Here is a 21755-nt window from a genome sequence, read left to right on the forward strand (position 1 = left end):
GGCACCTCAGCCTTTCAGCGGTAGGCCTTCCGGGTGACGGTACCAACTGCTGATCAGCAGGGCAGCAGCGATACTGTCTGCCGCAAGTTTTCTGGCGCGGCCCTCTGCCTGATATTGGTCCAGTGCATGACGTGCTTCACGGGTGGTCAGACGTTCATCCACCATCCAGGTTTCAATCTGGGTCTGATGTTGCAGGCGCCGTGCAAATTTACGGCTGCGGGCAGATAGTTCCGACTCGCTGCCATCCATATTCAGCGGTAAACCCACTAAAAATAAATTGGGTTGATGCTGACTGATGATGTTAAGTAATGCAGTCCAGTCGGGAATGCCATCCTTCATGGGAAACAGGGCCAAAGGTGTTGCGCTTTCGATCAGTGCTGAACCAATGGCCATACCCATTTTCTGGGTGCCAAAGTCAAAGGACATAATCAGTCGGGCAGGTGCTGAGTCAGGCATGCCCGATCTCGGAAGACAGCCAGTTACGGTTGACACCAATTTTACGATAGGCGGCGTCCCAGCGGTCGTCATAGGGCAGATTGAAAATCAGGTCCATGTCCGAGTCACAGATCAGCCAGTCCCCCCGTGAAATTTCCTCTTCGAGCTGGTTTTTGTCCCAGCTGGCATAGCCCAGTGCGATCTGGTAGCGCCCCACGCCCTCATTGCGTGCAATGGCATCGAGAATGTCCTTACTGGTGGTGATACAGACATTTTCACCGACGGCAAGCGAGGAATGCCAGGTTGGCTGACCGGTATGCAGGACAAAACCTGCTTCAGGACGCAACGGCCCCCCCTGAAGGACTTCCTGTGGATGCACATGGTCAGCTTCAATTTCAAGGTCATTGAGTAATTCCTTGATTTTGAGGCCGGATGGTCGGTTCAGAATAATTCCCTGAGCACCTTCTTCGTCATGTCTTGCCAGATATACAACAGTGTGGGCAAAGAAATCATCCGCCATATCGGGTGGGGCAATGAGACAGCGATGCATCAAGTATTGTCTGGACACCTAAGGGCTTCTCCCGTATGCAATATTTATGTGGATCAATATACTGATAAAACTGAAATTGTATCAGGGCCTGTTGATTTTTTGTTCATGGCAGGTGATTGATGAATGGTCAGCAGACCTTTTAATCAACATACTGTAGGAAATCGATTTAGCCAAATGATTTTTATGAATCGGTACATTTTTTTAACCATTCTGAAACTTTAACTGTCGTAATTGTCTGGCATGCTGCAGCGTGGTTTCATTAATTTCCACACCACCGGTCATACGGGCGAGTTCAAGAATTCGCTGCTCTTCCTCCAGTTCAATAATGGTGCTGCTTGCCGGGTCGGTCTGCAGTTTATGCGCCAGTAAATGCTGGTCTGACTGGGCTGCAACCTGAGCCTGGTGGGTAATACATAGAATCTGTACGTGCTGTCCCAGACTGGTCAGCAGCCGACCGACAATTTCTGCTGTTCCGCCGCTGATTCCGACATCAATTTCATCAAATACCAGCACTTCAGCTTCTGTTTTTTCGGCATTCATGACCTGCATGACCAGGGCAATCCGTGACAATTCACCCCCTGAAGCCACCCGGGCCAGTGGCTGGGCAGGCATGCCCCTGTTGGCGGTAAACAGCAGCTGGATAAAGCTGAAACCTTCCGCAGAGGGTTGTTCCAGTGGTTCAAATTTAAATTCAAAATAGGCTTCTGGCAGTGCCAGGGTTTTGACCTGTTCGGTCAGTTGCCTGGCCAATGGTATGGCAGCTTCCCGACGGATATCATCCAGGTGCTGTGCGTGGTCCAGAAATGCACGATGTGAGCTTTCAACCTGTTCAGCCAGGGTGGCCGGGTCCTGCAATTGATTCAGCTGTTCCAGTTCGTCCTGCCACAACTGGTACTGTTCCTTCAGGGTTTCCGGTTGCGTGCGGTATTTGCGGGCCAGTCGGTGAAAAACCTCCAGCTGCGCATTCAGCTCTTCCATGCGTTCAGGGTCGAAACTCTGCCGGTCAACGAACTGGCGTAAATTTGCCGTTGCATCGTCCAGTTCACTCTGGGCATTCAATAAGGCATTATAAATTTCAGAGAGTTGTTCGCTGCGACCGGCATGTGACTCCAGCCGACGGATGATGACAGCAATTTCCTGGCTGATATTCTGTTCAGATTCATCCAGTGCATTTAAGCTGTAGCCACAGTCCTGCATGATATGTTCATGATGGCTGAGCCGGTCAAATTCCTGTTCAATGTCCTTATAGTCAATCTGGATCAGTTCCTCCAGTTCCTCCAGTTGCTGTTGCAGGGTATCCATGCGTTGCAGTCGGTTTGCCTGGGCATCAATGGCAGCCTGATGGCTGCGGATGTTTTTTTGCCAGGTATGATAGCTGTCGCGGACCTGCTGAGCCGGATCTGCAAAATTACTGTAACGGTCCAGCCAGTGCCGTGGATACGGTGGTTCCAGCAATTGCTGCTGGCTGTGCTGACTATAGAGTTGTACCAGCAGACGGCCAATTTCCTTCAGTTCAGAAAGACTGCTCGGGCGGCCATTGACCCAGGCTTTGCTACGGCCGGTTGCAAAAATCACCCGACGCAGATGTATTTCCCCGGAGTCATCATCCAGTTCGTGGTTTTTCAGCCACAAGGCCTCAGGGCTATGCTCCTGATAGTTGAAAATAGCGGTGATATCTGCTTTTTCTGACCCATAACGGACGTACCCCGTGTCGGTGCGTTCCCCCAGGCAGGCGGACAGTGCATCCAGCAACAATGACTTTCCTGCGCCTGTTTCGCCGGTAAGAACGTTAAAACCCTGCTCAATATCAATGGCTAAATTGTCTGCTAAAGCAAAATTGATCAGATTTAAATGTGTCAGCATAAACGCATCCGGACTGCGAAAAGTGTGGTTCTAAGATAGTCAAGTTTTGTTATTGTCACAAGTCAGGAAATCTTCGAATATTCAGTTTATTTTACAGGGCCGACTGAGATGCAGGGGAGAGCTGTTCAGTAACTCATTAACTGATTGATCATTATGTTGTTATTACAGCCTTTTTATCCTTTCTGTTGCGCCAGTCGGTCAACAGGCAGTAAAAAGCCGTGCTGGAATGGAACGTGCTGATCAGACTCAGGTGAAAACATGGATTGATTAGTTGCTCAGGCACAATTAAACTACTTCAATCAAAATTTATATAAATGCGCATTATCTGGAGAATACGCATGTCATCACAATTTGATCATGTATCAGTGATAAAAAAATCAAATGTCTATTTTGGCGGTTTATGCATCAGCCATACAGTTCAATTTGAAGATGGAACGAAAAAAACATTAGGGGTTATTCTGCCGACTGAACAGCCATTAACATTTGAAACCCATGTGCCTGAGCGTATGGAAATTATTTCCGGTGAATGCCGGGTTCGGATTGCGGACAGTGAAGAGCACGAATTATTTCGTGCTGGACAGTCTTTTTATGTGCCGGGCAGTAGCACATTTAAAATTGAAACTGATGATGTGCTGGACTATGTCTGCCATCTTGAAGGTTGATCATCAAAACCGGCCGATTACTAAACGCCGTTTGATGATTAAAAGCTGAATGGACCGGGAAATTCTGGCCTGAATCAGTTAAACTAGATGAAATGGGAATCCTGTAAAGTTGGCTTTGCAGGATTTTTCTTTTCTAACATGATTGTATGCTGAGGTTGTTCATGGCTAAACCCGAATATTATTATGGCGTTCACTCTGTGGAGTCATTACTGGAGCTTGAGCCTGAACGTGTGTTGACCCTGTTTACCTTAAAAGGGCGGGATGATCAGCGCTTGCAGCGGATTCTGGAACTGGCGGAGCCATTTGGCATCAGTATACAGAAAGCCAGCCGGGACAGTCTGGAAAAACTGGCGGGTTTGCCTTTTCATCAGGGCGTGGTGGCGGCAGTACGTCCTCATCCTGTTTTAAATGAAAAAGATCTGGAACAGTTGCTGAGCAGTACGCCATCTGCGTTTCTGCTGGCGCTGGATCAGGTGACGGATCCGCATAATCTGGGTGCCTGTATCCGGACTGCAGCAGCCATGGGCGTGGATGCGGTGATTGTTCCCCGGGACCGTTCTGCCGGGTTGACCCCCACTGCACGTAAGGTTGCAGCTGGCGGTGCTGAAAAAATCAAATTTATTCAGGTCACCAATCTGGCACGCAGCCTGGGGCAGATGAAGCAGGAATTTAATGTCCGGGTGATCGGCACTTTACTGGACGATAAGGCGCTGCCTTTGCATCAGTGTGATTTTACCGGGCCGGTTGCCATTGTCATGGGGGCGGAAGATACCGGCCTGCGTCCGATTACCCAGTCCCAGTGTGATCAGACGGTGTATATTCCCATGGCAGGCAATCTGCAGAGCCTGAATGTCAGTGTCGCAACGGGAATGACACTTTATGAAGCCTGTCGTCAGCGTCATGCCTGATCGGCTGGAATGATGTCGAGTCTGTTGATCTGAGCAAGTGCTTATGACTTCCCGTACCCAGGGTTATCTGTTTGTCGCCATTACCATGTGTATCTGGGGTGGGTTTACCATTACCTCACGTTTGAATGCCCTGTGGCATATCAGTGCCTGGGACATGACTGCATTACGCTTTGCATTGGCATTCTGTATACTAATGCCGATCCTGATTTACAGGAAAGACACCGCCTTTTTATGGAAGAAAGAACCTTTTTTACTGGCGATGGTCGGCGGCGTGGTTTATTGCCTGGCCTGTTATAGCGCATTTCATTTTGTTCCGGCGGCGCATGCGGCTATCTTTCTGAATGGCTGTATTCCACTGTGTACCGCCCTGGCAGCCTTTTTTCTGTTTAAACAGCCTTTTGACCGGCATACCTGGATCAGTCTGGTGATTATGCTCAGTGCCATTACCATCATGAGTCTGCTGATGTATGAACAGACCGGGGTTGCTTTTGGTGTGGGAGATCTGCTGTTTTTTGTCAGTGCTATTTGCTGGGGCATATTCACGGTTTTGTTGAAACAATGGAAATTGTCAGCATGGCATGCCACGGCAGGCGTTGCTATCTGGTCGGCCATCATTTATCTTCCCATTTATCTGTTGTTTTTACCGAAACAGCTGGATCAGGCGTCATGGTCGCATCTGGTGATTCAGAGTGTTTTTCATGGCATCTTTGTGGTGATCATTGCCACGCTGAGCTATGTGGAAGCCATTAAGCGACTGGGTGCTTTCCGGGCAGGCAGTGTGGTCACGCTGGCACCATTTATTGCCGCGCTTATTGCCGTACCATTGCTGAATGAAGCACTGAGTCCAGCTATTGTCTGCGGTCTGGTGGGCATGGGAGTGGGAGCGCTGCAACCCTGGCGATGGTTCAGGTACAAAGACAGTCTGCAACGTCAGCTGGATCGGCAGAATAAAACCGACTCAACAGAATAAGCACTGCTGCAGCGTGCGCTGTTGCTGATCAGGATGATGGGTTATGCCGTTTCACTGCGTGCCAGATATTGCAGGTGCAGGGAGCTAAGCTGGGCATACAGTTGTTCCAATGGTCCGTCATTCAGCACAATATCGTTGGCCATACGCTGCTTTTGCAGGCGGGGCATCTGTGCGGCAATAATTTGTTTAATCTGCTCGGTCTGCTGGTCATCCCGCTGTGCAGCACGCTGAATCTGTAACTCTTCATTGGCGTCAATCAGCAGGGTGTGGCTGGTCAGTTCATGTTGACCGGTTTCAAACAACAGCGGCGATACTAAAATGGCATAGGGGCTGGTTGCTGCCTGTAACTGCTGAATGATGGATGCGCGTATGGCGGGATGGGTGATCTGTTCCAGTTGCTGGCGTGCAGCAGGTTCTTTAAAAATATGTTCCCTTAGTGCGCGGCGGTCCAGTTCTCCATTGGCCAGCAATACCCAGTCGCCAAAGGTCTGCTGGATCTGTTGCAGCGCAGGCTGACCGCCGGCAACCACTTCCCGTGCCACAATATCTGCATCAACCACCTGAATGCCCTGGGTCTCAAACCATTGAGTGGCAGCAGATTTGCCACTGCCAATACCGCCTGTCAGGCCGAGAATAAACGTCATGCATATGTCCAGTTCAGCAGAGTATGTTAACCGCCCAGCCAGGCTTTCATAATTTGTTCGCCCCATAGAAAGGCGATCCAACCGGCAATGGCAATATAGGGGCCAAAGGCAAAAGGCTGATTCTGCCTACGGACTTTCAACAGAATGATACCAATAATGGCGCCGACCAGGGAAGACAGCAGAACAATTAAAGGCAGCATGAGAGGACCCATCCAGGCCCCCAGCGCAGCCAGTAATTTAAAGTCGCCATAGCCCATGCCTTCCTTGCCGGTGATGAGTTTAAACAGGTAATACACCATCCACAGGCAGAGGAATCCGATGATATAACCCCAGATTGCCGATGTTGCCGTGGTGAACAGTCCCATACTGTTGATGCCCAGACCCAGCGCAGCCAGTGTCAGGGTGAATCGGTCTGGCAGCAGCTGTGTATCAAAATCAATAAAGGTCAGGGCAATTAAGGTCCAGGTCAGGATCAGTCCGGCCAGCATCTGCCAGCTGGGACCGAAAACTGCAACCACCACCAGCGAGCAGCCAGCGGTCAGCAGTTCCACCAGTGGATAGCGACAGCTGATCGGCGATTGGCAGCTGCCACATTTGCCACTCAGCATCAACCAACTGATCAGTGGAATATTCTGATACCAGCGGATGGGGCTGTTACAGGCTGGGCAGGTCGATACCGGTCGGCTCAGACTGAGTTTCTGATGTTCAATAATGGGCTGGTCAGGGTGCAATAACAGCTGACATTCCTGCTGCCATTCCTGTTCCATCATTTTAGGCGTTCTGAAAATCACCACATTCAGAAAACTGCCAATGCATAAGCTGACAATTGCAACAGCAATATAGAGTGCTGTAGGTGATGCGATAAAATAGTGAATAAGATCCTGCATTAAACAACTGAACCCATTTGGAAAATTGGAAGATACATAGCGATTACCAGGCCACCGACCAGGACACCCAGCACCGCCATAATCAGGGGTTCCATCATGGAAGTCAAACCATCCACAGCATTGTCCACTTCATTTTCAAAATGTGTGGCCACTTTATCCAGCATGGCATCCAGCGCACCGGATTCCTCGCCAATGGCGACCATTTGTACCGCCATGGACGGAAATAAATTTGAGGCTCGCATGGCAAACTGTAATTGTTGACCGGTGGCGACATCATCCCGGATTTTCATCACTGCCTGTTCATAGACGACGTTGTTGGTTGCCCCTGCGGTAGATTCCAGTGCGTCGATTAATGGCACACCTGCGGCAAAGGTCGTGGCCAGGGTGCGGCTGTAACGGGCAATAATGGCCTTATAAACCAGATCACCAAAAATTGGCAGTTTAAGGCTGAGTTTATCCAGTCCATTCCGGAATTTTTGACTGCGTTTCTTTGCTTCAAGAAAGGTGGTAATGATCACACCGACAATAATCAGGAAAATAAACCAGTACTTCTGCATCCAATTGGACATGTTGACCACCATCTGGGTAAAAGCCGGCAGATCGGCACCAAATGAACTGAACAAATCCTGGAATACCGGTACGACTTTCACCATTAGAATAATGGTGACAATGACAGCGACCACAATCACGGCGATGGGATATTTCATGGCTTTTTTGATTTTTTGTTTCAGCAGCTCACTTTTTTCCTTATAGATGGCCACCCGGTCGAGCATGGTTTCCAGCGCACCGGACTGTTCACCGGATTCAACCAGTGAGCAAAAAAGATTATCAAAATGCTGTGGGTATTTCCTCAGCGCCCCGGCAAAGGTATTACCGCCTTCCACTTCACCCTTAATGCCGAGTACCACTTCACGCATGGACGGGTTTTCCAGCCCTTCAGCGACAATTTCAAAGCTCTGAACCAATGGAACACCGGCTTTCATCATGGTGGCCAGCTGACGGGTGAAAATGGTAATGTCCAATGTTGACACCTTCTTTTTTGTCAGGCCTTCGAAAATGTTTTTACGCTTTTCCCGAATGTGACTGATGGTGATGCCCTGTTTTCTTAATGTGACTTTTGCCAGCGCCATATTGCGTGCCGGCAATTCCCCCTTGATTCTGATCCCTTTGCGATCAACCCCATCATAAGAAAATGTCGGCATCATTTGTGCTTTTTTGACTGCCATGCTTCTATCCTTTATTGTCTATTATCGTTATTCGCTGGTCACGCGGTTAATTTCCTGCAATGAAGTCAGGCCGTTCATGACCTTGATCAGACCTGAACGCCGCAGATTATTAAACCCCAGTTGTGCAGAGGCTTCTGCAATGTGTAATGCATTGCCATCTTCCATAATAATCCTGGAAATTTCAGGTGTGACTTTCATGACTTCATAAATCCCGATTCGGCCTTTGTAGCCTTCCCGGCATTCATTGCAGCCTGTTGGCTGGAAAATCTGGAAGTCCGGATTGGCGAGGTCCTGTTCAGTAAATCCCATTTCCAGCAGGCTCTGTTCAGGAATATCAATGGGTGTTTTGCAATGGTTGCAGAGACGGCGCGCCAGTCGCTGGGCAATCACCAGATTGACTGAAGTGGCGATATTGAAGGATGGAACCCCCATATTACGCAGACGGGTCAGGGTTTCCGGTGCGCTGTTGGTGTGCAGGGTTGACATGACCATATGTCCGGTCTGAGCAGCTTTAATGGCAATTTCAGCGGTTTCCAGGTCCCGGATCTCACCGACCATAATAATGTCCGGGTCCTGACGTAGAAATGATTTCAGGGCGGCCGAGAAGGTCAGTCCCACTTTCTGATTGACATTGACCTGATTAATGCCTTCCAGGTTAATCTCCACCGGATCTTCTGCTGTTGAAATATTGGCGGTTTCAGTATTGAGAATATTCAGACCGGTATAAAGCGAAACGGTTTTACCGGAACCGGTCGGCCCGGTGATCAGCAGCATGCCCTGCGGTTTTTCCAGTGCTTCCATGAACAGGGCTTTCTGGTCGGCTTCATAACCGAGTGCGTCAATGCCGAGCATGGCACTGGAGGCATCCAAAATCCGCAATACCAGTTTTTCACCAAACAGCGTCGGCAGGGAACTCACCCGGAAATCAATGGCTTTGGTTTTTGACAGTTTAAGTTTGATACGTCCATCCTGAGGAAGACGTCTCTCAGAAATATCCATCTGCGACATTACTTTTAAACGCGATGCCAGCCGATTGGCCAGTTGCAGGGGCGGATTGGTGATCTGACGCAGTACGCCATCCACCCGGTAACGGACTCGATAGCTTTTTTCATACGGTTCAAAATGCAGGTCTGAAGCGCCCATACGGATGGCGTCGATCAGCAGTTTGTTGACATATTTGACGATGGGCGCTTCATCTTCCGCCGGTTCATCTTCCTGTTCTTCAGGGCTGTGGGCGTCGTCATTGCCTGCGATAATGGCAACATCGAAATCTTCATCGCCGAAGTCAAAGCTTTCTTCTACAGTAAAGTGCTGGTTTAACAGTTTTTCCAGTTTGTGATGTTCAACAATAATTGGTTCAATACTGAGATTGCTGTTAAAGCGGATGGCATCCAGTGCTTCCATGTCGGTGGGATCACAGGTGGCAACATAGAGTGCATTTCCCCGCTGCATCAGCGGCAGTATCCGGTGTCGGGTATACAGGCTGTTATCCACCAGCGCCCTGGGAAATAACTCCGGGTTATAGGCGTCCAGGTCAAACAGCGGTTCGCCGAATTCCTGTGAAATGGTTTCAGCAATCACCAGTGGATTGATGTTTAAATGTTCAACCAGATAGCTGACAATGCTGAGATGATTTTTCTTTGCTTTTTCCAGTGCCGTCTGCATTTGTTGTGTAGACAGCGCCCCTTCGTCGACCAGGCGACGAATATAGCCCGAGAACCGTAGCGAACTTTGCTGTGAAGACATCCCCAATACACCTTAATCATTCGTTTTATAATTAGAATCTGGAAATTATACGATTCCTTGAAAAAATATCCATATTTAAAAGCATTTATATTACGGGATATTTCCCGGAGAACATGAACTAATTATAATTTCAGGGCCGAATATTGATGTATTTTCCGTTTGGCTACAAAGGAATACCGATTTTTTATGTGGCAGTGGCTGGCGGGTGATGAAAATATTCTTGAAATGGCAAAATTACGTGTAGAATGTGCACATTTTCGGTAAAAGGTTAAATGGATGTCGGCTTCGACTATTCGGTCATGGGTAATTGGCAACTGGAAAATGAACCCAGTACAGGCGGATGCCCAGCAGTTGATTCAGAATTTAAAACAATTGTTACAGCACGGGCCAATTGCTGAGCAGGATTGTCAGCTGGGTATAGCGCCTGTTTCCATCGCATTGTTGCCGGTCAGGGAGCAACTGGAAGATGCCGCTGTCAAGGTGGTCACTGTCGCGCAGGATGTTTCCCGTTTCCCTGCAACAGGGGCCTATACCGGTGAAATCAGTGCTGATCTGTTAAAAGACAGCAGTATTCAGTTTGTTCTGATTGGGCATTCAGAGCGCCGTGAGTTTTTTGGCGATGGTCCGGCCGTTGTGGCAGATAAAATCAAGCATGCACTGGCTGCGGGCCTGACCGTGATTTACTGTGTCGGTGAAAGCCTGGAACAGCGGGAGAGTGGTCTGGCTGAACAGGTGGTGTTGCAACAAATCTGTGATGTGGCCAGCGTTGTGAAGCAGGAACAGTGGTCAAATGTCATGATTGCCTATGAACCGATCTGGGCAATTGGTACAGGAAAAACAGCGTCGCCACAGGACGCACAGTCCATGCACGCAAAAATTCGTGAGGGCTTGCAGCAGATTGCGATACAGGCCGGCAACAGCGCCATTTTATATGGTGGTAGTGTTAAACCTGAAAATGCAGTAGAGTTGGCAGCCTGTCCGGATATTAATGGCGCACTCGTGGGTGGCGCATCCTTAAATGCCGAGTCTTTTTATCAAATTGCTCAGGCATTTGCAAAAACAAAATAGAGGAGTCGAGCATGCATACTCTGGTATTGGTCGTGCATATCATTCTGGCCATATTAATGGTTGTATTAATCCTTGTTCAGCATGGCAAGGGGGCAGATGCCGGCGCTTCTTTTGGCGGTGGCGGTGCAGCAACCGTATTTGGTGCATCCGGTTCGGCAAGCTTTCTGACACGTCTGACGGCCATTTTGACCGCACTGTTTTTTATCACCAGTCTCAGCCTGGCGGTGTTTGCCAAAAAGCAGACTTCTGAGACCTATGGCTTAAAAACAGTCCCGGCGTCGGCACCGGCGCAACCGGTTTCGCCTGAAACTTCACCATCTGTACCGAAATCACCACAATAATTGAAATTAAGACTTTCAATTTACGGTTGAAGCTACTAGAATGCGTCACAGCTGCGGTGGTGGTGGAATTGGTAGACACGCTACCTTGAGGTGGTAGTGCCTTCGGGCGTGGGGGTTCAAGTCCCCCCTTCCGCACCAGACTGAAAATCAGTCATTGGTGCACCCAGTGAATATGTTGATGCGGGATGGAGCAGTTTGGTAGCTCGTCGGGCTCATAACCCGAAGGTCGTTGGTTCAAATCCAGCTCCCGCTACCAATTTTGATTAAGGCGCAGATTAATCAGGGTAAAAAATAAAATTTTCATTCATTGAAAAGATTTATTTTTTATATATAATATTGCAACGTTGATGCGGGATGGAGCAGTCTGGTAGCTCGTCGGGCTCATAACCCGAAGGTCGTTGGTTCAAATCCAGCTCCCGCTACCAAGTTTCTAAAAAAGGCTCACAGGACAAGGTGGGCCTTTTTGCACAGTGAACGATGATTTTCTGTGTAATAATAGGGGCGATTACGCCCTTTTTTATTGGCTGATGTACCGTGTCGATGTAAGTCGGATATGAGCTAAAGTCAAAGTGTCATGTTCCACAACTACTATTATATGATGCGTAGTGTACATGGTACTGTGATGGGTCCGGTCGGGCCATTGAACCGCAAAAATGACGAGAGTAAATGAAGCTATCAAATAAAACGCAGGCACTTCAGGATTTAATTGCCCCCGCAGTTCAGGCCTGTCATGTGGAACTGTGGGGAATCGAATTCCTTCCGCAGGGAAAACGTTCTTTATTGCGTATTTTTATTGATAAACCCATTGATAAAAATGCGGTGCCTGTACTGAATGAAGATGGTGAGGAAGAGCAGGGCCGGGGTATTGGTGTGCAGGACTGTGTGCTGGTGACACAGCAGGTTGGCGCCATGCTGGATGTGCATGATCCAATCTCCGGTGAATACTCACTGGAAGTGTCGTCACCGGGTTGGGACCGTCCCTTTTTTCAGCTTGAGCAGATGCAGGCGTATGTCGGTCAGCAGGTGGCGCTGCGTTTAATTGCTGCGGTGGAAAATCGCCGTAAGTTCCAGGCAAAACTGGTGGCAGTTGATGCTGAAAATGAACGGATACAGGTTGAAGTTGAACAGCAACAGTTACTGGAGATTGACAGTAACAACATCGACAAGGCGAACCTGGTTTATCAGGACTAAGATTTAATTCATAAGAATTTGAACAGTAGGTGACGTATGGGCCGTGAAATTCTTACCGTTGCAGAGACGGTCAGTAATGAAAAAGGTGTCAGTCGTGAAGCGATCTTTGAAGCGCTTGAGCAGGCACTTGTAGCAGCAACGAGGAAAAAATTTTACGAAGGTACCAACGCTGAAGAAGCACAGCTTCGGGTTGAAATTGATCGTAAAACCGGTGAATACCGTACTTTCCGTCAGTGGGAAGTGGTTGCGGACGAAGATCATGAAATGCCGGCCTGTCAGGATGCCATTTCAGATGTCGATCCTGCAAAGTGGTCCATCGGTGATATCCGTGAACTGGAAGTTGAATCGATTGAGTTTGGCCGTATTGCCGCACAGATTGCAAAGCAGGTGATTGTCCAGAAGATTCGTGAAGCAGAGCGTGCACTGGTTGCAGATGCCTATGAATCCAGAGTGGGTGAACTGATCTACGGTGAAGTTAAAAAACAGACCAAAGACGGTTTTATCATTGACCTGGGTGACAACGCTGAAGCCTATCTGGCGCGCGAGGAAATGATCGCAAAGGAAATTCTTCGCCCCAAGCAGCGTATTAATGCCATTTTGCATAATGTGAATCGTGAAGGTCGCGGTGCGCAACTGTTGTTGTCCCGGGCAAAACCGGAAATGCTGATTGCGCTGATGAAAAAGGAAATTCCAGAAATTTCTGAAGAAATCATCGAAATTAAGGCTGCAGCACGTCAACCGGGTGTCCGGGCCAAAATTGCAGTAAAAACCAATGATCATCGTATTGATCCGGTAGGTGCATGTATTGGTATGCGTGGCACACGTATCCAGGCGGTACAGTCTGAACTGAATGGTGAGCGCATTGATGTGGTGGTGTGGTCGGATGATCCGGCACAATATATTGCCAGTGCGCTGGAGCCGGCAGATGTATCCGGTATCGTGATTGATGAAGATGCACGTACTGCCGATATTATTTTTGCCACCAGTGATCAACTGGCACGTGCCATTGGTTCACAGGGACAAAATGTCCGCCTGGCCTCGGAGCTGACCGGTTATAAGCTTGATATGATGCTGGAAGATGAATACCGTGCCCGTCAGCAGAATGAGGCACAGCAGTATCTGGACATGTTTGTGACACGTCTGGATATTGAAGAAGATCTGGCGATGGCGCTGGTTGAAATGGGCTTTACTTCACTGGAAGAGATTGCCTATGTGCCGGCAGAAACATTTGATGAAATTGAACTGGATGCAGATCTGGTTGAGCTGTTGCAGAGTCGTGCCAAGGAAGCTGCCCTGGCAGATGCACTGAAACAGCAGGAAAATATTCAGGATCCGAGTGAGGAACTTCTGGCAATGGAAGGCATCACCACAGAGATCGCACGTGCTTTAGCCGCTCGCGGCGTTATTACAGTTGATGATCTGGCAGATCAGGCAACTGACGATATTTCAGATATTGAAGGCCTGGGTGCTGAAAAAGCAGGTCAGCTGATTATGAAAGCACGTGAATCATGGTTTAACTAGGAGGAAATACATGACGGATAAGTCAATTCAAGAGTTAGCAGTCAGCGTAGGACTCCCGGTTGAAAAACTTCTTGATCAGGTGCGCGAAGCGGGTCTGCCGCAAAATAAGGCTGAGGACAAAATTACTGCTGCACAGCAGGATACTTTGGTCAGCCATCTGAAAAAAGCACATGGTCAGGACGGTGGGCATACAGGAAAAATCACACTGAAACGTAAAACAACAAGTACGGCCAAAGTGGCCAGTACTTCTGGTAAGGCAAAAACCATTAACGTTGAAGTGCGTAAAAAGCATACGTTTACCAAACCGGATCCGGAGCAGATCAAGGCTGAAGCGTTGGCAAAGGCAGAATCTGCAGCAAGAGCACGTGCTGAACAAACAGCACCTGCGGCTGCGGTACCGGCAAAAGAGCAAGCTGTTGCTGACAACAGAACACCTGAAAACAAGGCCCGGGCAACCCTGGATGCCATGCGTGCTGCTCAGCAGAAAGAAACGGCAAAAGCGGCACCAAAGGCGGAAGTGGTGGTTAAACGTCGCGGCGTCGTCAGTAAACCTGTGGCTAAGCCGGTGGTGAAATCCACTGAAACGCCTGAACAGAAAAAAGCACGTGAAGAGCAGGCGGCTCAGTTAAAGGCAACAGAGGAAGCTGTACGCCGTAAGGCAGCGGAGGAAGCACAGCAACGCACCCTTGAACAGATGCGTCAGATGGCGTCGAAATACTCAAGTGATGAGTCGGCAACCACCATCCGTGTTGTGGATGACTCTCCATTGGCCGCCGGTCTGGTGGGGCAGGCCTATGAAGACTCATTTGAAAAAGAAGACCGTGAAATCAAACGGGGCGCCAATACCGCAGGTATTCGTCCGACCAAAAAAGGGCGCCGTGGTCAGGAAGAGCAATCTTTCAGCCATAACCCGCATAAACGTGGTTTCAAAACCAGCCAGGCCAACAAACATGGTTTTGAAAAGCCGGTGAAAAAACAGGTTTATGATGTTGAAATTGGCGAAACCATTGTGGTTGCTGATTTGGCACAGAAAATGGCGGTCAAGGTTCGTGAAGTCATTAAATCACTCATGAAAATGGGTGAACTGGTCACACAGAACCAGGCGATTGATCAGGAAATTGCGGCATTGGTGGTTGAGGAAATGGGACATCATCCTGTGATGGTTTCCGATACTCAGGCTGAAGACAACCTGCTGGAAGCTGCGGAAGAAGCACGTGGTGTACAGACCACACGTCCACCTGTGGTCACCATTATGGGTCACGTTGACCATGGTAAAACCTCGCTGCTTGACCGCATCCGCCGGGCCAAGGTGGCACAGGGTGAAGCCGGTGGGATTACCCAGCACATTGGCGCTTACCATGTGGAAACTGAAAAAGGCATTATCACATTCCTTGATACACCGGGACATGCGGCATTTACTGCCATGCGTTCACGGGGTGCCAAAGCAACCGATATTGTGGTGCTGGTTGTGGCCGCAGATGATGGTGTCATGCCACAGACCGCAGAAGCCATTGATCATGCCCGTGCGGCAGGAACACCGATTATTGTTGCCATCAACAAAATGGACAAGGAATCGGCTGATCCGGATCGCGTACTGAATGAACTGACCACCAAGGAAATTGTACCTGAACAGTGGGGCGGTGATGTACCGGTTGCCATGGTTTCAGCACATTCCGGTCAGGGTATTGATGAATTACTTGATCTGATCTCCATTCAGGCCGAAATGCTGGAGCTGAAAGCTTCTGAAAAAGGTGCCGCGCAGGGTGTAGTGATTGAAGCCCGTGTCGACAAAGGCCGTGGTGCAGTAACTTCCATTCTGGTACAGAACGGTACACTGAACGTTGGAGACCTGGTGCTTGCCGGTTCATCCTATGGACGTGTGCGGGCCATGACCGATGAAAACGGTAAGCGGATTAAAACGGCTGGTCCTTCCATTCCTGTGGAAATCCTCGGTCTGCCGGATGCACCGATGGCCGGTGATGAAGTGCTTGTGGTTAATGACGAGAAAAAGGCACGTGAAGTTGCCGATGCGCGTATGGACCGTGAACGTCAGAAGCGTCTTGAGCGTCAGAGCGCAATGCGTCTTGAAAATATCATGGCGTCCATGGGCAAAAAAGACGTGCCTTATGTCAATGTGGTACTGAAAACAGATGTACGTGGTACGCTGGAAGCATTGATTGTTGCGTTGAGTGAACTGTCCACTGACGAAGTAAAAGTCCGTGTCATTGGTTCCGGTGTGGGTGCAATTACTGAATCCGACGTGGGACTTGCGGAATCTTCTGAAGCTGTATTATTGGGCTTTAACGTCCGTGCTGATAATACGGCTCGTCAGAAAGCCGATGAAGATGGTCTGGATATCCGTTACTACAGCGTCATCTATCAGTTAATTGATGACGTGAAAGCGGCGATGAGCGGAAAACTTGCGCCTGAACACCGGGAAACAATTCTGGGCGTGGCTCAGGTGCGTGAAGTGTTCCGTTCCAGTAAGTTTGGTGCTGCTGCAGGCTGTATGGTGATGGAAGGTACCATTCACCGGAACAAACCGATCCGTGTCCTGCGGGATGACGTGGTTGTCTTCCAGGGCGAACTTGAATCACTGCGCCGTTATAAGGACGTGGTTGAGGAAGTTCGTGCCGGAATGGAGTGTGGTCTGGCAGTCAAGGGTTATAATGACATCAAGGAACTGGATAAGATTGAAGTTTATGATGTCCAATTGGTTAAACGGAGTCTTTAATGGCGGGTAGTCAGCGTCTTAAGCGAATGGGGGATACGGTACAGCGTGAGCTGTCAGAGTTGATTCGTCAGGAGCTTAAGGATCCGCGCCTGGGTGGTCTGGTGACTATTTCCGGCGTGAAAATCAGCCCGGATTTAGGTTATGCAGAAGTTTATGTTACCGTTATGGGACGTGAATTGGGTGATGATCAGAATGAAGCCGCAAATAAGGAAACCCTGGATGTGCTGAATAAGGCATCAGGTTTCCTGCGCCATGAACTGGGCCGTCGTATTAAGACCCGTATCACGCCTCGTCTGCGTTTTCATTATGACAAAACCAATGCATACGGTAACTATATGTTCGGTCTGATTGCGGAGGCAGTGAAAGATTTGCCGGAACGCAAAGATGATGAACAATAGAATAGTAAAAACAGAATGAGGGTGATATTGCCGTATTCTCATTGTGGAACCTGAGCACTGAATAAAGCCATCATGTTGTGATGGCTTTTTTTATTGTCGTGAAAAAAGAGTGGCCATATAAAATCTGCCGGCAATATACAATGTTGAGCGAAAGAGACACGCTTTATATCTCTGATTACATTTACATTGTTGGAAATTTTTACAGGATGAATAGCATAAACTAAACAGAACTTTTGAAATTTGTGTTTAGAATGAATTTAAGTGAACAAATACAAAGAAATACTTGAGGTGAAAATCAATGAATATGATCAAAAAAGGCTTATTGGCTGTCACATTGGCAAGCACCCTGACTTTTTCAGGTTGTGGTTATAATACTCTGCAGGCCAAGGATGAAGCAGTAACGGCATCGTGGTCTGAAGTGCAGAACCAATATCAGCGTCGTTCAGACCTGGTGCCTAATCTGGTGAATGTGGTCAAGGGCTATGCCACCCATGAAGAGAAAGTGCTGACCGAAGTCACTGAAGCCCGTGCCAATGTTGCCGGCTTGAAAGTGGACAGGGAGGTATTGGAAAATCCTGAATTATTTAAAAAATATCAGGAAGCTCAGTCTCAGATGACCGGTGCCTTATCACGCTTACTGGCGGTAACCGAGAACTATCCTGACTTAAAAGCCAATGAACAGTTCCGTGATTTACAGGTGCAGCTCGAAGGCACTGAAAACCGTATTGCGGTTGCCCGTAATCGCTATATTTCGACTGTGCAGGATTACAACACCTATGTGCGTCAGTTCCCGCAGGTCATGACAGCCAAAGTGATTGGTATGAAAGCCAAGCCAAACTTCAGTGCAGATGCCGGTGCAGAAAAAGCGCCGACGGTGAGTTTTAATTAAGCATTAAACTGTTTCAGACTGGGATGTTGATATGCTGGGTTCAGGCAACGGGTCAGTGGTCATGAAAATGCGTGCTGCCATGATGATGGTACTGTTTGTGCTGCTGATTGTCTTTCAATCGGTCAGCCGGGCAGAAGTCGCAACGGCAACGGATGAAGTGGAAGATGCCGTGGTATTGGGTAAAGTACTGAATCCACAGCAAAACCCGGTCAATATTCCTGGTGTCACCGGGAATTCCACTACTGCTGCACAACCGGCATCAGCACCGAAAGCTGAACAGACAACGCCATCGGTGGCCAGTGATATGGCAGAAGGCGAATCGATTCGTCAGCTGCCGACCCTGAATGCGCCGGTGATTGATCAATCCGGTGTTTTATCGGATACAGACAGACAGAATCTCAGTCAGCAGATCCGGGCGATTCATCAGCAGGGCAAGGCACAGATTGGCGTAGTGATTGTCCCGACCACAGGTCAGGAAAGTATTTTTGACTATGCCATGCGGGTTGCCGGGGAGTGGAAACTTGGTTCAGCCAAACAGGACAATGGATTACTGATTGCCGTTGCTGTAAATGACCGCAGAATTCATATTGCAACCGGTTATGGGCTGGAAGGTGTATTACCGGATATTGTACTGAATCGGATTATCCGCAATCAGATTAGTCCGGCATTTAAACAGGGGCAATATGCCCAGGGCATTCAGGCTGCGATCACAGAGATTGATCGGACTTTGAATCTGGATCCGGAAGTGGCGCAGAAAGCGGCTGAAGAGCTGAAAGACAGACAGGCCCAGGCCCTGCATGAACAACAGGCCCGGGAGAAAAGTTTCAGTACGGCATTATTTATTTTAATTGCCGGTATTATTGGCTCATTTGTCATTGGTAACCGTCTGAGTGCTTCTGTGGCTGGTGTGACAGCCTTTGCAGCAGGCCTGATCTATGGATCCGGCATTGTCATGAGCCTGTTAATGGGTTTCGGTATTTTCTTTTTATTGATCACTTCCATTGCTCAGCTGATTTTTCAGGCATTCCTTTCCGGTGCTGGTCGCGGCGGCGGTGGGGGAGGCGGTTTTGGCGGCGGCGGCGGTTATAGTGGCGGCGGTGGTGGTTTTGGCGGGGGAGGCGCATCTGGCTCATGGTAACAAAGACACAGACGACAGAAATTATTACAGAACCCAAACTCCAGGAAACAGTACAACCCAGTTTTAAACGCTGGCTCAGGCATTTTTTGTATATGCCGGCATCAAAACGATACTTTTCAAAACAGGACCAGTTCGCCATTGCAGAGGCGGTCAGTCAGGCTGAACAGGGACATGTCGGTGAAATACAGGTGGTCATAGAAGGCCATATTCCCGGGGCACAGGCGTACCGTCAGAATTCACGCTTACGTGCACAGCAGCTGTTTGCAGAGTTGGGGGTATGGGACACTGAATATAACAGCGGCGTATTGCTGTATTTAAATCTGTGTGACCAGGCCGTGGAAATTGTGATTGATCGTGGTATCAATAAAGCCACGGAGCAGATGGAATGGCAGCAGATTTGTGAACATATGGTTTCAGAGTTAAAGGGCAGGCATTACCGACAGGCGGTGATACAGGGTGTGGTCGAAATTGGTGAAATACTGAACCAATTTTATGATCATCAGCTGCCGGATAATGACAACGAGTTATCCAATAGTCCAATTATCATGAATTGAGCACAGCACTTGTGACGAAAAATGTCACTTTTTTACATAAAATAACCCATAGTCACATGATGATAAAAAAAGCTTGTAAAGCATACCTGACGCAATAGAATAAATAGGGTGCGATTTGGTAAAATATTACTGATTAATCAGTATTTTATCAACTTACAACAACTTAAAAAGCTATAAATTTTTAAATATTGGAGAAATGTTATGAATGCTCAAAAGGGTTTTACTCTTATTGAATTAATGATCGTTGTTGCGATTATCGGTATTCTTGCTGCGATTGCACTTCCTGCTTATCAAACTTATGTACAAAAATCTGCAAATAATGCATGTTTAGGTGAAGGTAAGTCTGCTGTAAATGCAGCGATTGCTGAAATGGCTTCAGAAGGAAAGTTGGTTAGTTCTTACGCTCCTGCTGCATGTAAAGGTGATGGTACTGAAACAGCTAAATCAATTACTGCACTTGCTGTAGATGCAGTACTTAATAGTACTTCAGCTCCTATTTTAAAATTTGATCCTTTAGTTCGTGGTGCTGCTGGTGATGTGCAAGTTACTGAGTGTTCTACAGCGACAGGTACTTGTAAACTTCTAGCAAAAGCTCCTTAATTACAATCCAGTATTAGTAATGTGAAAATTTTTAAAGAGTGCATCAAATATGGTGCATTTTTTATTGTTCATATTAAATTTTCTATAAGTGATTATATTTACTTTTATAAAAGTAAATATAGATAATAGTTAGAGCCCTTACAAAATTCAAAATTTATACAACTATGATTTTTAACATCCAAAATCATTAAAAATGATACTTTCGCAAGAAGTCTATTTTATAAAAGTAAAAGCTTCTTTTTATCAGGCATATAAGGGTTTTAGATAATGCAAAAAGGCTTTACTTTAATTGAAATTATGGTTGCTATAGCAATATTGGGGCTATTGGTGATTATCGCTATACCATTATATAGTCAATATATGTATAAAGCTAATGTCAATGCATGTATGTATGAGGTTAAGGCGTATAGTAATTCGGTGATTTATGCTTTATATAGCCCTGAGCGAGTTTCACCAGCAGCGCCGAATATAAGTGCTTGCAGAACGATTACAAATGCCTCTGGTTGGACTGTTGCAACAATAAAAAAAATTAAGGCAACCACAAAAGCTCCAGTCAATGAACAAATAGAGTGTGATTTGCCTGCTGGATCTCCTTGCAAGTTGATCCATTAGGACTTTGTAAAATCTTATTGATAAATTTTAGAGTATAGGTCGTGATGTCAAAACGGTTAAAATTTTTTTCGGGTCATTTGCTAATTTCATTATTGATAGCTTTGATTTCAATTTGGTTGGTTTTTTTTGTTTGGTATCCTGCACCACTAGCGGAAGCTTTGGGGGTAGGGCATTTGTTTTTAATGTTGATCTTTATTGATGTAATGATTGGTCCTCTATTAGGGCTTATAATTTATAAGGAAGGGAAAAAAAGCTTAAAGTTTGATTTAACAATAATAATTTTAATACAGATTATGGCTTTTAGTTATGGGTTTAATATCATTGCTCAAGGCCGGCCTGTCTGGATTATTTATGATTCAATGGTTTTTCATGTACTTAAAAAGAGCGATATCGAAACAAGTAGAATTGATCAGGCAAAACCAGAGTTCCAGAATACCTCGTGGTTAAAGCCTCAATTTGCTAATTTAGATATTTCATCAACACTATTTCGTGATAACCCTCCACCTAATGGGACTATTGCAATCGATCATCCCATGTATTTTACCAATATTTCGAATGCTAAAAGTCAAATGCAGTCTGTTTCGTTTCCAATCTCTTTACTTGAAAAATATAATGATAATGAGCAGGTCCGTGATGTGATACAAAAGTATCCGCAAGCGAATGCTTGGGCTGGACTTTCAGCACCAGTAAAAGATATGGTTGTTCTCATTAATAAAGAAAAAGGTGAAGCAGTCAAAATCGTCGATTTACGACCCTGGAAATAACACAAAACTTCCAAAAACTGAGCGTATAATACGCTCAGTTTTTCTTTTCACTTT

General features: G+C 47.3%; 22 protein-coding genes and 3 tRNA genes. 18 read left to right on the forward strand and 7 right to left on the reverse strand.

The window, feature by feature from the left end:
- Positions 1 to 6: 6 nt before the first annotated feature.
- The 3 genes from ruvX to recN form a co-directional block, all read right to left on the reverse strand.
- Positions 7 to 456, reverse strand: a complete 450-nt coding sequence (ruvX, locus tag ACT6PV_RS01885) for a Holliday junction resolvase RuvX (RefSeq protein WP_445114816.1) — start codon at positions 454 to 456, stop codon at positions 7 to 9.
- A complete protein-coding gene (locus ACT6PV_RS01890; protein WP_445114817.1) occupies positions 449 to 1003 on the reverse strand; it encodes a YqgE/AlgH family protein in 555 nt (184 codons plus the stop codon). The genes ruvX and ACT6PV_RS01890 overlap by 8 nt, the downstream gene beginning before the upstream one ends.
- A 183-nt stretch (positions 1004 to 1186) precedes the next feature.
- Positions 1187 to 2848, reverse strand: coding sequence for a DNA repair protein RecN (recN, locus tag ACT6PV_RS01895; protein WP_445114818.1), 1662 nt, complete (start codon positions 2846 to 2848; stop codon positions 1187 to 1189).
- 338 nt (positions 2849 to 3186) lie between these two features.
- Between recN and ppnP the strand changes: the two genes are divergently transcribed.
- From ppnP to ACT6PV_RS01910, 3 genes are all read left to right on the forward strand, one after another.
- Positions 3187 to 3510 (forward strand): pyrimidine/purine nucleoside phosphorylase, encoded by a 324-nt coding sequence (ppnP, locus tag ACT6PV_RS01900; protein WP_445114819.1) that lies wholly within the window; start codon positions 3187 to 3189, stop codon positions 3508 to 3510.
- A gap of 161 nt (positions 3511 to 3671) precedes the next feature.
- Positions 3672 to 4418 (forward strand): 23S rRNA (guanosine(2251)-2'-O)-methyltransferase RlmB, encoded by a 747-nt coding sequence (gene rlmB / locus ACT6PV_RS01905; RefSeq protein ID WP_445114820.1) that lies wholly within the window; start codon positions 3672 to 3674, stop codon positions 4416 to 4418.
- Between the two features lie 43 nt (positions 4419 to 4461).
- A complete protein-coding gene (locus ACT6PV_RS01910) occupies positions 4462 to 5388 on the forward strand; it encodes a DMT family transporter (protein WP_445114821.1) in 927 nt (308 codons plus the stop codon).
- Positions 5389 to 5429: 41 nt separating this feature from the next.
- Here ACT6PV_RS01910 and coaE read toward each other — a convergent pair whose 3' ends face one another.
- The 4 genes from coaE to pilB are packed head-to-tail and all read right to left on the reverse strand — an operon-like array spanning position 5430 to position 9891.
- The gene (gene coaE, locus ACT6PV_RS01915) at positions 5430 to 6032 is read right to left on the reverse strand and encodes a dephospho-CoA kinase (RefSeq protein ID WP_445114822.1); all 603 of its coding nucleotides are present in this window, start codon (positions 6030 to 6032) and stop codon (positions 5430 to 5432) included.
- Positions 6033 to 6058: 26 nt separating this feature from the next.
- Positions 6059 to 6919 (reverse strand): prepilin peptidase, encoded by an 861-nt coding sequence (locus ACT6PV_RS01920; RefSeq protein ID WP_445114823.1) that lies wholly within the window; start codon positions 6917 to 6919, stop codon positions 6059 to 6061.
- The gene (locus tag ACT6PV_RS01925) at positions 6919 to 8145 is read right to left on the reverse strand and encodes a type II secretion system F family protein (RefSeq protein WP_445114824.1); all 1227 of its coding nucleotides are present in this window, start codon (positions 8143 to 8145) and stop codon (positions 6919 to 6921) included. The genes ACT6PV_RS01920 and ACT6PV_RS01925 overlap by 1 nt, the downstream gene beginning before the upstream one ends.
- A gap of 27 nt (positions 8146 to 8172) precedes the next feature.
- Entirely contained in the window at positions 8173 to 9891 is a 1719-nt protein-coding gene (pilB, locus tag ACT6PV_RS01930; protein ID WP_445114825.1) for a type IV-A pilus assembly ATPase PilB, read from the reverse strand.
- A gap of 276 nt (positions 9892 to 10167) precedes the next feature.
- Between pilB and tpiA the strand changes: the two genes are divergently transcribed.
- The 15 genes from tpiA to tfpZ all read left to right on the forward strand — a co-directional run bounded on the left by tpiA (position 10168) and on the right by tfpZ (position 21701).
- Positions 10168 to 10959: a triose-phosphate isomerase gene (gene tpiA, locus ACT6PV_RS01935; protein ID WP_445114826.1), complete on the forward strand. Its 792-nt coding sequence runs from the start codon at positions 10168 to 10170 to the stop codon at positions 10957 to 10959.
- An 11-nt stretch (positions 10960 to 10970) separates the two neighbouring features.
- Positions 10971 to 11300, forward strand: coding sequence for a preprotein translocase subunit SecG (gene secG, locus ACT6PV_RS01940; RefSeq protein WP_445114827.1), 330 nt, complete (start codon positions 10971 to 10973; stop codon positions 11298 to 11300).
- Between the two features lie 53 nt (positions 11301 to 11353).
- Positions 11354 to 11438, forward strand: a tRNA-Leu gene (locus tag ACT6PV_RS01945).
- Positions 11439 to 11479: 41 nt separating this feature from the next.
- A tRNA-Met gene (locus ACT6PV_RS01950) sits at positions 11480 to 11556 on the forward strand.
- A gap of 92 nt (positions 11557 to 11648) precedes the next feature.
- Positions 11649 to 11725 (forward strand) — tRNA-Met (locus ACT6PV_RS01955).
- Positions 11726 to 11966: 241 nt separating this feature from the next.
- Complete coding sequence (gene rimP, locus ACT6PV_RS01960; protein ID WP_445114828.1) at positions 11967 to 12491, forward strand: ribosome maturation factor RimP; 525 nt, start codon at positions 11967 to 11969, stop codon at positions 12489 to 12491.
- A 36-nt stretch (positions 12492 to 12527) separates the two neighbouring features.
- Complete coding sequence (nusA, locus tag ACT6PV_RS01965; protein WP_445114829.1) at positions 12528 to 14012, forward strand: transcription termination factor NusA; 1485 nt, start codon at positions 12528 to 12530, stop codon at positions 14010 to 14012.
- Positions 14013 to 14022: 10 nt separating this feature from the next.
- Positions 14023 to 16746, forward strand: coding sequence for a translation initiation factor IF-2 (infB, locus tag ACT6PV_RS01970; RefSeq protein ID WP_445114830.1), 2724 nt, complete (start codon positions 14023 to 14025; stop codon positions 16744 to 16746).
- Complete coding sequence (locus tag ACT6PV_RS01975; protein WP_445114831.1) at positions 16746 to 17144, forward strand: ribosome-binding factor A; 399 nt, start codon at positions 16746 to 16748, stop codon at positions 17142 to 17144. Before infB ends, ACT6PV_RS01975 begins: the two co-directional genes overlap by 1 nt.
- A gap of 298 nt (positions 17145 to 17442) precedes the next feature.
- Positions 17443 to 18033, forward strand: a complete 591-nt coding sequence (locus ACT6PV_RS01980; RefSeq protein WP_445114832.1) for a LemA family protein — start codon at positions 17443 to 17445, stop codon at positions 18031 to 18033.
- Between the two features lie 61 nt (positions 18034 to 18094).
- The gene (locus tag ACT6PV_RS01985) at positions 18095 to 19171 is read left to right on the forward strand and encodes a TPM domain-containing protein (protein WP_445114833.1); all 1077 of its coding nucleotides are present in this window, start codon (positions 18095 to 18097) and stop codon (positions 19169 to 19171) included.
- Complete coding sequence (locus ACT6PV_RS01990; protein WP_445114834.1) at positions 19165 to 19725, forward strand: TPM domain-containing protein; 561 nt, start codon at positions 19165 to 19167, stop codon at positions 19723 to 19725. The genes ACT6PV_RS01985 and ACT6PV_RS01990 overlap by 7 nt, the downstream gene beginning before the upstream one ends.
- Positions 19726 to 19926: 201 nt before the next feature.
- Entirely contained in the window at positions 19927 to 20325 is a 399-nt protein-coding gene (locus ACT6PV_RS01995; RefSeq protein ID WP_445114835.1) for a prepilin-type N-terminal cleavage/methylation domain-containing protein, read from the forward strand.
- Positions 20326 to 20592: 267 nt separating this feature from the next.
- The gene (locus tag ACT6PV_RS02000; protein WP_445114836.1) at positions 20593 to 20937 is read left to right on the forward strand and encodes a pilin; all 345 of its coding nucleotides are present in this window, start codon (positions 20593 to 20595) and stop codon (positions 20935 to 20937) included.
- A 44-nt stretch (positions 20938 to 20981) separates the two neighbouring features.
- Positions 20982 to 21701, forward strand: a complete 720-nt coding sequence (tfpZ, locus tag ACT6PV_RS02005; protein ID WP_445114837.1) for a TfpX/TfpZ family type IV pilin accessory protein — start codon at positions 20982 to 20984, stop codon at positions 21699 to 21701.
- Positions 21702 to 21755: the final 54 nt, after the last annotated feature.

The sequence above is a fragment of the Acinetobacter sp. WZC-1 genome (assembly GCF_052544965.1).

What these genes read in the sequence shown, in the direction of transcription:
- ACT6PV_RS01990 (WP_445114834.1), top strand. Translation starts at nt 19,165, where the DNA reads ATGGTAACAAAGACACAGACGACAGAAATTATTACAGAACCCAAACTC.
- ACT6PV_RS01995 (WP_445114835.1), top strand. Translation starts at nt 19,927, where the DNA reads ATGAATGCTCAAAAGGGTTTTACTCTTATTGAATTAATGATCGTTGTT.
- ppnP (WP_445114819.1), top strand. Translation starts at nt 3,187, where the DNA reads ATGTCATCACAATTTGATCATGTATCAGTGATAAAAAAATCAAATGTC.
- ruvX (WP_445114816.1), bottom strand. Translation starts at nt 456, where the DNA reads ATGCCTGACTCAGCACCTGCCCGACTGATTATGTCCTTTGACTTTGGC.
- ACT6PV_RS02000 (WP_445114836.1), top strand. Translation starts at nt 20,593, where the DNA reads ATGCAAAAAGGCTTTACTTTAATTGAAATTATGGTTGCTATAGCAATA.
- ACT6PV_RS01925 (WP_445114824.1), bottom strand. Translation starts at nt 8,145, where the DNA reads ATGGCAGTCAAAAAAGCACAAATGATGCCGACATTTTCTTATGATGGG.
- tpiA (WP_445114826.1), top strand. Translation starts at nt 10,168, where the DNA reads ATGTCGGCTTCGACTATTCGGTCATGGGTAATTGGCAACTGGAAAATG.
- rimP (WP_445114828.1), top strand. Translation starts at nt 11,967, where the DNA reads ATGAAGCTATCAAATAAAACGCAGGCACTTCAGGATTTAATTGCCCCC.
- ACT6PV_RS01920 (WP_445114823.1), bottom strand. Translation starts at nt 6,919, where the DNA reads ATGCAGGATCTTATTCACTATTTTATCGCATCACCTACAGCACTCTAT.
- pilB (WP_445114825.1), bottom strand. Translation starts at nt 9,891, where the DNA reads ATGTCTTCACAGCAAAGTTCGCTACGGTTCTCGGGCTATATTCGTCGC.
- ACT6PV_RS01985 (WP_445114833.1), top strand. Translation starts at nt 18,095, where the DNA reads ATGAAAATGCGTGCTGCCATGATGATGGTACTGTTTGTGCTGCTGATT.
- ACT6PV_RS01910 (WP_445114821.1), top strand. Translation starts at nt 4,462, where the DNA reads ATGACTTCCCGTACCCAGGGTTATCTGTTTGTCGCCATTACCATGTGT.
- tfpZ (WP_445114837.1), top strand. Translation starts at nt 20,982, where the DNA reads ATGTCAAAACGGTTAAAATTTTTTTCGGGTCATTTGCTAATTTCATTA.
- ACT6PV_RS01980 (WP_445114832.1), top strand. Translation starts at nt 17,443, where the DNA reads ATGAATATGATCAAAAAAGGCTTATTGGCTGTCACATTGGCAAGCACC.
- coaE (WP_445114822.1), bottom strand. Translation starts at nt 6,032, where the DNA reads ATGACGTTTATTCTCGGCCTGACAGGCGGTATTGGCAGTGGCAAATCT.
- ACT6PV_RS01975 (WP_445114831.1), top strand. Translation starts at nt 16,746, where the DNA reads ATGGCGGGTAGTCAGCGTCTTAAGCGAATGGGGGATACGGTACAGCGT.
- nusA (WP_445114829.1), top strand. Translation starts at nt 12,528, where the DNA reads ATGGGCCGTGAAATTCTTACCGTTGCAGAGACGGTCAGTAATGAAAAA.
- secG (WP_445114827.1), top strand. Translation starts at nt 10,971, where the DNA reads ATGCATACTCTGGTATTGGTCGTGCATATCATTCTGGCCATATTAATG.
- rlmB (WP_445114820.1), top strand. Translation starts at nt 3,672, where the DNA reads ATGGCTAAACCCGAATATTATTATGGCGTTCACTCTGTGGAGTCATTA.
- infB (WP_445114830.1), top strand. Translation starts at nt 14,023, where the DNA reads ATGACGGATAAGTCAATTCAAGAGTTAGCAGTCAGCGTAGGACTCCCG.
- recN (WP_445114818.1), bottom strand. Translation starts at nt 2,848, where the DNA reads ATGCTGACACATTTAAATCTGATCAATTTTGCTTTAGCAGACAATTTA.